Source organism: Candidatus Thiodiazotropha endoloripes (assembly GCF_001708965.1).
Lineage (GTDB): Bacteria > Pseudomonadota > Gammaproteobacteria > Chromatiales > Chromatiaceae > Thiodiazotropha > Thiodiazotropha endoloripes.
In genome coordinates, this window is record NZ_LVJW01000006.1 from 325,655 (window position 1) to 337,359 (window position 11,705).

At 50.0% G+C, this 11,705-nt stretch carries 13 protein-coding genes; 6 read left to right on the forward strand and 7 right to left on the reverse strand.

Going from position 1 to position 11,705, the window contains the following annotated elements; genetic code table 11:
* Positions 1–74 precede the first annotated feature (74 nt).
* The 5 genes from A3193_RS12005 to A3193_RS12025 form a co-directional block, all read right to left on the reverse strand.
* The gene (locus A3193_RS12005; protein WP_069014968.1) at positions 75–1,598 is read right to left on the reverse strand and encodes a hypothetical protein; all 1,524 of its coding nucleotides are present in this window, start codon (positions 1,596–1,598) and stop codon (positions 75–77) included.
* Between the two features lie 485 nt (positions 1,599–2,083).
* Positions 2,084–2,293 (reverse strand): cold-shock protein, encoded by a 210-nt coding sequence (locus A3193_RS12010; RefSeq protein ID WP_068990634.1) that lies wholly within the window; start codon positions 2,291–2,293, stop codon positions 2,084–2,086.
* Between the two features lie 269 nt (positions 2,294–2,562).
* Positions 2,563–2,871, reverse strand: a complete 309-nt coding sequence (locus A3193_RS12015; protein WP_069014969.1) for a hypothetical protein — start codon at positions 2,869–2,871, stop codon at positions 2,563–2,565.
* A gap of 193 nt (positions 2,872–3,064) precedes the next feature.
* On the reverse strand, positions 3,065–3,574 hold the full coding sequence (locus A3193_RS12020) for a hypothetical protein (RefSeq protein WP_069003995.1): 510 nt from the start codon (positions 3,572–3,574) through the stop codon (positions 3,065–3,067).
* 64 nt (positions 3,575–3,638) lie between these two features.
* Positions 3,639–4,067 carry a hypothetical protein gene (locus A3193_RS12025; protein WP_069014970.1) on the reverse strand — a complete coding sequence of 143 codons (429 nt, stop codon included), beginning with the start codon at positions 4,065–4,067 and terminating at the stop codon, positions 3,639–3,641.
* Positions 4,068–4,201: 134 nt separating this feature from the next.
* On the opposite strand from A3193_RS12025, the gene A3193_RS12030 reads away from it, so the two are divergent.
* Entirely contained in the window at positions 4,202–4,396 is a 195-nt protein-coding gene (locus A3193_RS12030; RefSeq protein ID WP_069003992.1) for a type II toxin-antitoxin system VapB family antitoxin, read from the forward strand.
* Positions 4,393–4,782: a type II toxin-antitoxin system VapC family toxin gene (gene vapC, locus A3193_RS12035; RefSeq protein WP_069003991.1), complete on the forward strand. Its 390-nt coding sequence runs from the start codon at positions 4,393–4,395 to the stop codon at positions 4,780–4,782. The genes A3193_RS12030 and vapC overlap by 4 nt, the downstream gene beginning before the upstream one ends.
* A gap of 911 nt (positions 4,783–5,693) precedes the next feature.
* On the opposite strand, the gene A3193_RS12040 is transcribed toward vapC, so the two are convergent.
* Positions 5,694–6,398, reverse strand: a complete 705-nt coding sequence (locus A3193_RS12040; protein ID WP_069004167.1) for an arginine N-succinyltransferase — start codon at positions 6,396–6,398, stop codon at positions 5,694–5,696.
* Between the two features lie 191 nt (positions 6,399–6,589).
* Here A3193_RS12040 and A3193_RS12045 point away from each other — a divergent pair, with 191 nt between their 5' ends.
* A complete protein-coding gene (locus tag A3193_RS12045) occupies positions 6,590–7,981 on the forward strand; it encodes an MBL fold metallo-hydrolase RNA specificity domain-containing protein (protein ID WP_069014971.1) in 1,392 nt (463 codons plus the stop codon).
* Positions 7,982–8,199: 218 nt separating this feature from the next.
* Positions 8,200–8,655: a hypothetical protein gene (locus tag A3193_RS12050; RefSeq protein WP_069003987.1), complete on the forward strand. Its 456-nt coding sequence runs from the start codon at positions 8,200–8,202 to the stop codon at positions 8,653–8,655.
* A gap of 266 nt (positions 8,656–8,921) precedes the next feature.
* Here A3193_RS12050 and A3193_RS12055 read toward each other — a convergent pair whose 3' ends face one another.
* Positions 8,922–10,199: an O-acetylhomoserine aminocarboxypropyltransferase/cysteine synthase family protein gene (locus A3193_RS12055; protein WP_069014972.1), complete on the reverse strand. Its 1,278-nt coding sequence runs from the start codon at positions 10,197–10,199 to the stop codon at positions 8,922–8,924.
* A gap of 354 nt (positions 10,200–10,553) precedes the next feature.
* On the opposite strand from A3193_RS12055, the gene rsxA reads away from it, so the two are divergent.
* Both rsxA and rsxB read left to right on the forward strand, forming a co-directional pair.
* Positions 10,554–11,135, forward strand: coding sequence for an electron transport complex subunit RsxA (gene rsxA / locus A3193_RS12060; protein ID WP_069003984.1), 582 nt, complete (start codon positions 10,554–10,556; stop codon positions 11,133–11,135).
* Between the two features lie 12 nt (positions 11,136–11,147).
* Entirely contained in the window at positions 11,148–11,705 is a 558-nt protein-coding gene (gene rsxB, locus A3193_RS12065) for an electron transport complex subunit RsxB (RefSeq protein ID WP_069003983.1), read from the forward strand.

Genomic DNA, 11,705 nt, shown 5'->3' on the forward strand with positions numbered 1-11,705 from the left:
AACCCGGCGCATGCCGGGTTGACGGAAACGGATTATATCAGTGGATCCCCAAGAAACTGCAAAGACTCAACCAATCAAGCCTTTGAAGCTGCTTTTCTACCACGTCGGGATACGGTCACGATGCCGGCCAGGCCGGTACCGAATAGCCATACCGCGGCGGGCACAGGGACCGGGGCAACGGAACTCGCGATCAGGTCGACACTGGTCGCGCTGTAGCTCAGTGAGAACTGCAGATCAACGAAGTTCTCGTTCAACAGAGCTTCACTGAAGAAACCGGAAATGTTGCTGGCTGAGAACAGAGTCCAGCTGTCACCATCCTCTGCCAGGAAGTCACTGAAGATATCCAACTCCAGCGTGCCGCCCAAGCTGGCCAGACCACCCACCTGAACAAAATTATCCAGACCGAAAGAGTCGCCACCCAGCTCCAGGGTGAAACTGCCGAGATCGTTTAGGGTCAGATTATCGGTGATCTGAAGGGTTGTGCCTTCCGACAAGGTGATCGAGCTGTTGGCGGTACGAATGCCAAATGGGGGTTGGTCAAAATGGGATTCACCTTGATTTGTCACACTACCCTGAATGAGCCTGGTACCAGCACCGGAAAACACCACCTGATCATAGTTATCCAGATCGCCAATCAGTTGACCGCCGGTATGTATGAAAGTGCGTTTGTTGCGAACGTCGGTGGTCTGAAGCGTTCCTCCATTCAGCTGATAACTGCCAGCCGCATGGCCGTTGGCGGAGATGATCGTCGACCCACCAACCGTGACACTACCGCCATTTTGTACAAACACGCCATTGCTTGCCGGGATGGTGCCAACCTCAAGCCGCTCGGTAACCGAGAGAACCCCATCATTCATCTCATACAGACCATCGCCCGCTTTGCGAGAGATATGCAGCAGCCTGACGTTGTGGGTGCCCCCATTCTGAGTGAATACGCCACTTCCCCAGCGGCCCACATCCTCGACCCCGTTGGCGGTCAGGGTGCCTCCATTAAGGGTATAGCGACCTGAACTGGTTGCGGAATGGCTTGGAATTCCGGCGCCACCGATCTGGAAGTCGCCGTTGATCACATGGTTGCCACCCGACTGTACGAACTCACCGCTTCCGAAGCCACCCAGCTGAAGGATCCGCCATTGCAGACTGGCCGTGCCATTGAGTTCGTAGTAACCGGTTGACCCGGCGCTGACGCCAAGGGAGCCAATATCAAAATCACTGCTCCCTGAATTCTGTATAACCGACGAGACCCCGGCACCCCGTTGACCGATGAAGACATTTAAACTGTTCAAATCGAAATTGTCATTCCGAATCAGGGTAGCTGTGCCGGTGGCTTCTGCATCAAGTACGATTTCATCCAGCATCTCGTTCGGCGTGGTTGAATTATTGTAGTTGATGACAATATCGGTGGCGGGGGCTGCCTGGATCAGTGCCGTTTCCGTAGCACCGGGAATGGAGGGAGTGGACCAGCAGGCACTGTTGTTCCAATCATCCGTGTTCGTGCATAGCCAGCTGGCTGAAAAGGCACTTGAACAAAAACCGACTCCCAAAGCTGCGATGATAGATTTATTAAGCGTTCTGAATCCTGTGTGACTGTTATTCATTATGGCATCCCTGGTTATTCTAAATCCGGCTCAATTATGGCAATAATTATGCCATAACTGTATCTCATTGTTTTTTACACAATTAATCGGTAGCAAGTTTTTATGCTCCTGAGATCTGTAAAGAATATCGACATCCAGGTCCTGTTTGCAAGGAACTCTTCCACGCAATGACGCTGTATTGGTTGAGCCTTAATCAGTCTGTAAAGAAGCTGCAATGGTGGGTCTTAAATCAATATCGCGCTGTTTAGTTTGTCTTTCCCATGCAGAGATAACTTAACGTATTGAACCCTGTTGAATCAGTGGAAGATTTTAGTGGTGAAGCGGATAGTGACAACGCGTTAAATCAGTCCCAAATAAAACTAATTGATCGGCATCTACAGAAGTGCGGAAAGGAAAAAGAAAATGGTATTTCCCAGCTGTCCTGTACAGGCAACAGCTTGATGGATCGGGCTCATTCCCTGAGCCCAAATGACAATCTGGCTTGCTTAGAGCGGGACGACTTTGTCAGCCTGAGGGCCTTTCTGACCAGCCACTTCAGTAAATTCAACTTTTTGACCGTCGACCAGTGAACGATGCCCTTCGCCTTCGATTGACCGGAAATGGACAAAGAGATCTTTACCGTTAGGGCGCTCAATAAAACCGTAACCTTTGCCGCTGTCGAACCATTTAACGGTTCCTGTTTGTCTTTCTGACATGGTATGAATACCTCAATAATAAAAAAAAGATTACCTCTTAGGAGGTAGAATCACCACAAATCTTGATGAACTCTTTGAAATTAGATTTCGGTGTAACGATTGAGGAAACATCGAAAAGCAGGATTCGAGATATTATTAAGACTATGCGGAACTGCAAAATTACCCTTTTATCGGCTAAAAAGCAAACACTTACAAGGAAAAATCAATAGAATGGTGATTACAATCATTGCCCGGAAAACGGCTCATTACTGACTGTTAAGTGCCTAAAATCATTCCAATATCACGTTCAAATTGCGAATCGCACTCATCACCGAAATCACCACAACAGCCCTGGCGGCATGGCCCCAGTATTTCTGCCCTACATTGTAGGCACACGTCCAGACTGACCAGCTTGCCCAGATTAGATAGGGCAAAAGGAGTAAAACTGCTGCGATAATCTGCGCAGTTTCACTTGGTATCAATATCAATAGAGTACCAACCAATAGTGCAAGACCAAGCTGTCCAGATATGTAGTAGCCCCAAAATACCAGAGAGAGTTTTTCCTTACCGGACCATGCGCTTTTGATAAACACCAACATTGGGATAAGACTAATTTAGTGAGTGGAGCGTTAGGTCGGCGTGCGGATAAATCAAGAATCTTATACCTCAAGTGAATTTGAAGATCTTCATGAATTAACATTCTGCTAAAGAGTAAAATAATGATGAGTGCAACCGCTGCAAAAGCATCTTTATGTCTAGGACCTGTTAACGCGAATCCAATACGCACTAGGCTTATAAATCATAGTCTACCTCGATACTGCTAAAGTGGAATTCTTCAGCTTTGCCTGGGTAGCCACTGCCTGTAAATCCGAGTTCTATCGTGACTTCATCGGTTGCTATTTCTGCACGATAGTCAGGGGACCCAAGTTCGTATGAAAGAGACCTATTTAAATTTTGGAAAGAGCTACCTGACAGCTTTACACCGTCGAGCAATATTGGTTCTTTAGAGTATTTAGAATTGATTGAAACAGACATTTGATACAGTGCTCTGCAACAAGCCTCGTAATACCTGAAACCCTTTAACTTGCCACGCTTAAAGAGTAGCACAACAGATTTACCGTAGAAGACTAGCTTTTTGTGCTTTGTTGCCTGGAAGTACCCATTAGGCGATCCCAATATTTTCATCGCCTCCGCTTCGGAACTATTCCAAGGCACGCCCAGAACGGATTTAGCTGGTTCCAAATTCAAGCAGAATGCATGACTTGACCATGTTAGGAAGAGTATAAATATTACGTTTCTCATTCTGTAAGTCCTTTTTTAGCTGATGTAGCCTTCATTGGTACAGGTATGGTAGTGATTGTGTTGACTATAATTGCCGGGTTAGCGCCCTATATATATAAAATGCATAAAACAACATTGCTGATAAAAACAAAACATACCCCGCAGTGATGGTAAACGACTCCAAGGCTGTCCTATACCCCTTCCTATCAACAAATTCTTTGAACTTAGGCATGCTTTGATATGTAAGATCGAATAGGGAACTCTCTGTTATATATTTCATAGTAAAGAAAAACCAGAAAAAACCACACGCTATATATAACAGTCCCAATTCCATGAAAAATTGAACAAAATCTAAATCATGTAATGCCTCTAAAATAGATTCAAATAAGAGTGCACCTAGAAATACAAATGTAGAAGCCACTATTCCCAAATAACCCACAAAAGAGTATCTCCAAGAAGAGATAGCCGCCAAAATCACAGTTGCAGCCAGAGATATAAGTAAGATATTTGTCATTCTGTCACTAACACCCCAACTCACCTGGACTTCCCGGTGTGTAGCGGAACAAATTTTCCGTGTGAAGTTGATTGTTATGTGTATATAGTAGATAATTTATACACACTTGGTAACTGCACATAGTGAGGGAAAACATGCGAACCAACATTGATATCGACGACAAGCTAATGGATGACGTCTTGAAGGCAACTGGCCTAAGAACCAAGAAGGACGCCGTAGAGCTTGGTCTTAAGACTCTGATTAGGTTAAAAAAACAAGAAAATATACGAAATTTTCGTGGTAAGTTGAAATGGGTTGGTGACCTGGATGACATGAGATCTAACTCATGATCGTAGTGGACTCCAGCGTATGGATAGACTATTTCTCTGGGATTGAAAATGCCCAAACTGATAAGCTCGATGAAATCCTCGGCATTAAACCGGTTGCTATAGGTGATTTGATATTGACTGAGGTACTGCAGGGATTTAGGCATGATAAAGACTATACTGCAGCCCGTAAGCTATTTGAGGACGTAACGGTTTTGGATATGCTTGGCCAAGCTATGGCGATTCGAAGCGCAGAGAATTTTAGAGCACTTCGAAAAAAAGGGCTTACGATTCGAAAGACAGCCGATGTCATCATCGCAACATTTTGCATTGACCAGAAACTCCCTCTCCTTTTTTCAGATAAAGATTTTAAACCTTTCGTTGAGCATCTTGGACTAGTCAGAGTTTGAGATACACATAACGTTCAGCGAACCGGCGAAAGCACGTTAGCGCCGGGGCCCGACTTACTCTGCTTGTTAGCTGTCTGATTAGTAAAATTTTTCATTTAAACGCGTATAGAATAACAGCGCGATTGCAAAACCAGCTAAAAGCGTAGATATATCTATAATAAACACTTCGATGCCTGTGATGACAGATACACCATAAATAGGTGATAGTAGCAATGAAAAAACTGTAGATAACACAATGATCAGTCTAAATGATTTTCTAAATAGCACCATACCGATATAGCCAACGAAAGCAATCACCACTTGAAACCAAAATATCCATTCTGGTAATTCAAATAACGCGCCGTATCCACCATAGGATGGTAAACTTTACATTCCTGGTTCTAGCATCCAGTACGCCCATGGAGCAAACATGTATAACATGAAAAATACAGCACTTATTGTTAGTGCAATCCAATAGCTATGAATTACTCCCATTCAGTTTCTTTTTTTAGCTAACAGCTGATTATCTTACCGCCGCTGATATTGGAATATATTGCTCGCGCTGATATTGCGATATCTTGCATGCAGAATGGTTGTCAATTGCAATGCTCACTAAATAAAATCCGTTTAAATAGAAATAACGATCCACCACATACAGGGCGCCGTTTCTCATTACAGGTCATTGCTTGAAGTTTGAGGAGGGATTCCATTACTGATAAGCACCTCCCTGTAACTTAAGTTTAAATCCTAAGTATCAATGAGGTTAAACTTAAACCTGTTAAATATTCCTGTCTAGTCACTTAAATCCGAAAGCGTGGTTTTCAACCTGGCTCTTACTATGTTCGTAGCAGTTTTCTATTGCAGTCGGCCAGCCTCCCTAACGCTCATCTAAACTGACTGACGTGACGTCATAGCTGGTTGGAATCGCCGCCCTACTCCTTGAGCTTGATCTTCAGTTCACCCTCTACCACCCGAATATGCTCGACACCTTCTGCAAAACCGGCCCAGAAGCCCTGCTCATCGCCGAACTCACTGACCAGATCGATGTTCTTCAGGCCACCCAGCCAGGCGTTGGGGATGGGTACGCCCATGATGCTGACACCCTTTAGGATCACTACCGGTCTGGCATCCCGGAATGCCAGCTCCATTCCAGTTGATACCCGCAGAGTCTTTCCACCAAGGATCGGAAAATCCGGATCCACCGGCACCAGGATTCTGGCACTGACCAGGTCGTCGCTGAGATCGATGGCGAGTTTCTTTGCCATCTCCGGATTGTTGGCCACCATGCCGTTGAGCTCCCGCTCGGTGAAGAAGACTTCCCGTCGCGCGTTTTTCTCACTGTATCGCTCCGCTCTCAGCCAGGCCTCATCGGTCTCCTTTTCAGCGGGCTGCCTATTCGGGGCGGTGGCTGGTGCGGGTTGGTATCCCAGGCTCTCCAGCTTTTCATTCAGCACCTGTTGCTCGGTCTGTGAGAGTTGCACCGGGGTGAAATCCTTGGCGTAGATGTAGGTGCGCACCACCCAGTAGGTGACGGCGGCGGTTACCAGGATGGTTGCCAACACGATCCACAGGATATGGATACCACGAAGCCCTTTTTTCTTCTCCGGTGCCTCGAGTTGTTCGATTTCTGTTGTCATGATGGCCACTCCGTTTTCGATCCAAGACGTTGCCGACAGGCTCATTCAATGATTATATCTCTTTGAAGAGACTGTGAATGTTTATTTTTGTGGCCATCTCCGCTTGCGACGGCTGTTTTACCCGGCTTCATGCTATGCTGCAGATAGGCCTTCGATGACTAACCAAAAAGATCCTCTAAAGGACAGTGACTATGCAGATTGAATTCTACGGTGCAACCAGTGGTATCACCGGTTCCTGCCATATTCTCCGCGCCAATGGTGAGACCATCCTGCTCGATTGCGGGCTGATCCAGGGGCGTCGCGAGGAGATGGAGAAGAATCGACGCCCTTTCCCCTTCTCCCCGGATGAGATCAGTGCGGTGGTGCTGAGCCACGGTCACATAGACCACTCCGGGCGGATCCCGCTGCTGGTGAAACAGGGCTACCAGGGACCAATCTATGCGCAGAACGCCACCATGGAGTTGTGCGACATCATGTTGCAGGACTCCGCCTTTCTGCAGGAGAAGGATGCCCAGTATGAGAACAAATGGCGTAAGCGCAAAGGCAAGCCCTTCATCGATCCGCTCTATACAGTGGCGGATGCCCAGGAGGCGCTGGAGAATATGGTCGGCCTGAAGTACCGGGAGAAAAAGGAGATCCTGCCGGGGATCTCGATCCGCTTTCAGGATGCGGGACACATCCTGGGCTCCTCCAGTGTGGAGGTCTGGCTGACGGAGAACGGCAAGCAGCGCAAGATTGTCTTCAGCGGCGATCTTGGGCAGTACGACACGCCCATCATCAACGATCCGGCCGCGATCGAAGAGGCTGACCATGTGATCATCGAAAGCACCTACGGCAACCGCCGCCACCGGGATCGGCAGAAAACCATCGAGGAGATCGGCGAGATCATCAGCGAAGCGACCCATCAAAAGGGTAATCTGTTGATTCCCGCCTTCTCCATTGGTCGTAGTCAGGAGATCCTCTACTACCTGGGCAAGTATTACGATGAGTGGGGACTGAACCGCTGGCAGGTGTTTCTCGACAGCCCGATGGCGATCCGCGCCAGCAAGGTCTATTGGGACTACCCTCACCTCTACGACGAGGAGGCGACCAAGCTGCGCAAGAAGATCCATGAGATGCCCCATCTGCAGAATCTCAAACTGACCGCATCGCCCCAGGAGTCGATGGGGATCAACCGGATCAAGAGCGGCGCCATCATCATCTCCGCCAGCGGCATGATGACCGGCGGCCGGATCATCCACCATCTGAAGCACAACATCTCCCGCAGCGGTTCCCATGTGATGATTGTCGGTTACCAGGCCAATGGCACCATGGGTCGGGCCCTGGTGGAGGGTAAACCCACTGTGCGCATCCATGGCGATGAGTACCGGGTGAAGGCGAAGGTGCATACCGTCGGTGGTCTCTCGGCCCATGGGGATGTGGATGACCTGACCCGTTGGCTGAGCAGCTACCGAAAAAGCTCGCCTCATGTGCATGTGGTGCATGGTGAACCTGAATCGAAGAGTGATTTGCGTGATCACATTGAATCGGCGTTGGGGTTTAAGGCTTCGGTGCCGGATATGGGGGATTTGTTGGATATCTAAGAGTGTTTTATTTAACCACATCATTGCAGGTCTCTCTAAAGGCCATCTGATGTTTGCGAGTTTTTGCGGTTCTTTGCGGCCAATAAACTCACTCAACACATTTCATAAGCCATTTTTAACTGGTCTATACTGCCTAAAATGTTGTTTGGATTCTGATCCACAGAAACAGAGCAACGCTGCGACCAGTAATCGATGATCATCAAACACAGATCTTCTGTATGGATATACCAAAAACGACCTCACCCTCCACATCGCGCTGGCAGCCCTCTGCTCCGCTGTGGCAGCGTGCACCGAACAAACAGGCCGATGGTGCCCCGCTGGCCGATCTGATGATGCTGATCCCGCGACTGAAACACTACTCTGAAGTACAGATCAACCATTTGCAGAGTATGCTCGAAGAGGTGCTGAAAGAGTTTGATGAAAAGATCGTGTTCACCGACATCAATCTGAAACTCAATGTCATCTGGGTAACGGTTCTGCCTGAACCGGGGCTCTGCAGAGAAGTGGCACTCGCAATCCGCAAGCGTGTACCAGAAGCGGTGATGGTTGGTAACCAACTGAAATCAACCACGACAGAGCTGCAAGCAGGTGGCTGGCGAAACTGGGCCATGCTGATCAAGCGGGCCGTCTTGAAACAAACTGTAAAGACACTGCCTCACGAGCCTAAGAGATAGGCCTCGCTCTTTTGAAATCGCATTCAGAGATAGATCCGAAGAGGCTGACCATGGATGCCTCAAGGGAACTTTCAGAGGCAATCGCCTCGATCGCCAATAAAGATACAAAACTTCAAAATTGAAAAAGAGCCGATACAGGGATTGAACAGTTAGGGCCTGTTCAATCCCTGTAGAGCGGTGAAAATCCGTTCGGGTGGAGCCAGTCCCCACCCGATACTCCAGTCAAACGTTTCTATTAACGTTCGTTGCCTGGCTTGCGATTAAAATCAACCCTTGGCCGCTTCCAGCGCCTGAGTGATGTCGGCGATGATATCGTCCACATGCTCGATACCGATCGACAGACGAACCATATCCCCACTCACCCCGGCGGTCGCCAGCTCATCTTCATTCAATTGACGATGGGTGGTGGTGGCTGGATGACAGGCCAGGGATTTGGCATCACCGATATTCACCAGCCTCAGAATCATCTGCAGGGCATCGATAAAGCGGGCCCCCGCTTCCCGGCCCCCTTCGATACCGAAGCTGAGAATCCCCGAAGCCTGCCCCTTGGTGATCTTCTGGCAGCGTTCGTAGTGCGGGCTCTCCGGTAACGCCGCGTAGTTAACCCACTTCACCTGGGGTTGCTGCTTGAGAAATTCGGCCACCGCGAGACTGTTTTCACAATGCCGCTCCATGCGCAGACCCAGGGTCTCCAGACCCTGCATGATCAGGAAGGCGCTGTGAGGTGAGAGTGCGGCGCCGGTGTTTCTCAATGGCACCACCCGGCAGCGGCCGATGAAAGCGGCTGGACCCAGGGCTTCGGTATAGACCACGCCGTGGTAGGAGGGATCCGGCTCGTTCAACATCGGAAAACGCGCTTTGTTACCGGCCCAGTCGAACTTGCCGGAGTCGATGATCACACCCCCAACCGTGGTGCCGTGGCCACCGATATATTTGGTCAGTGAATGGATGATGATATCGGCGCCATGATCGAAGGCCCGACAGAGGTAGGGGGTGGCGACCGTGTTATCCACGATCAGCGGCACCCCATGGCGATGAGCGATCTCCGCCAGCCGCTCCAGATCCACGATATTCCCGGCCGGGTTTCCGATGGACTCGCAGAACAGGGCCCGGGTCTTGTCGTCGATCAGACTCTCCAGCTTCGCATAATCATCGAATGAGGCCATCCGCACATCGATTCCCTGACGGGGAAAGGTGTGGGCAAACAGATTGTAGGTACCGCCATACAGCTGACTGGTACTGACGATATTGTCGCCACTGCTGGCGATACACTGAATTGCATAGGTGATCGCCGCCATGCCGGATGCCAGGGCCAGGGCGCCCACCCCTCCTTCCATCTCAGTCATCCGTTGCTCGAGTACCGCGGTGGTGGGATTCATGATCCGGGTATAAATATTCCCCACCACTTTGAGATCGAACAGATCCGCACCGTGCTGGGTGTCGTCAAAGGTATAGGAGGTGGTCTGGTAGATCGGTACCGCGGCCGCTTTGGTGGTGGGTTCGGAATCGTAGCCCGCATGCAGCGCAAGGGATTCTAGTTTCATGTCTCTTCTCATCCTCTCTCTTGGTTCAGGCTGAACTGCAATCAGCCCTTTTTATTTTTTCAGCGGTCATCTTGCACGACTGTATGACCATTTTTTTGTCAGTCCGGTGTGAAATTTTCGTTACTGGCCTTATAACCCATCAAATCACGGGATTTAACTCCATTTTAAGGCAAAACCGGCAAGCCAGACCTATTGTTATGGATTTATCCCGCCGAGACCAGTACCGTTTGCGGCTTATCAATGAATTACTCCGGGTAAATCAGCATAGTAGCGAGCAAATACCCATTAGAGACAAGTTGTAACCAGTCAGATGGACGCTTATCCTAACGCCATTAATTGAGATTTGGTCTTTCCATGCAAGAGTACGCCCTGATTCTGATTAGCACCGTGCTGGTGAATAACTTCGTGTTAGTGAAGTTTCTCGGCCTGTGCCCCTTTATGGGCGTTTCACGGAAACTGGAGACCGCCACCGGCATGGGGCTGGCCACCACTTTCGTGCTCACCCTCTCCGCTATCTGTTCCTATCTGATCAATGAGTATCTGCTGATCCCCCTTGGCCTGGAGTTCCTGCGTACCATCGCCTTCATCCTGGTGATTGCGGTAGTGGTGCAATTCACTGAAATGGTGATGCATAAGACCAGCCCGATGCTCTACCAGGTGCTGGGCATTTTCCTGCCGCTGATCACCACCAATTGTGCGGTACTCGGGGTCGCCCTGCTCAACACCCAGGAGCAGCATGGCTTTATCGAGTCCGCGCTGTACGGTTTTGGCGCCGCCGCCGGTTTCTCGCTGGTGCTGGTGCTGTTTGCCGGAATCCGTGAACGGGTCACCGTTGCCGATGTTCCGGAGCCGCTGCAGGGCAATGCCATCGCCATGATCACGGCGGGGCTGATGTCCCTGGCCTTCATGGGTTTCGCCGGTCTGGTTTCCGTGTAGGACGATGCCCAGATGTTGATTGCGATCCTCACCATTACCAGCCTGGCCACCCTGTTTGGACTGCTGTTGGGCTATGCCAATATCCGCTTCCACGTGGAGGGGGACCCGATCACGGATCAGGTCGAAAAGGTGCTGCCTCAGACCCAGTGCGGTCAATGCGGATTTGCCGGATGCCGCCCCTACGCCGAGGCGATTGCCAACGGTGAGGCGGAGATCAATCTATGCCCGCCGGGCGGCGAAGGCACGATGATCGCTCTGGCCGATCTGTTGGGACGGGATCCGGTGCCCCTGGAAATGGAAACGGCCGAGGAGAAACCCAAAGCAATCGCCATCATAAAGGAGCAGGAGTGCATCGGTTGCACCCTCTGCATCCAGGCCTGTCCGGTGGATGCGATCATCGGTGCAGCGAAGCAGATGCATGTGGTGATCGAAGCGGAGTGTACCGGCTGTGAGCGCTGCCTGCCCCCCTGCCCGGTGGATTGCATCATCATGGAGCCGATCCCGCAGAAGGCGGACAACTGGCGCTGGCCTTTCCCGCAGAGCGGCACTGAAGAGATCGCAGGCCATTAG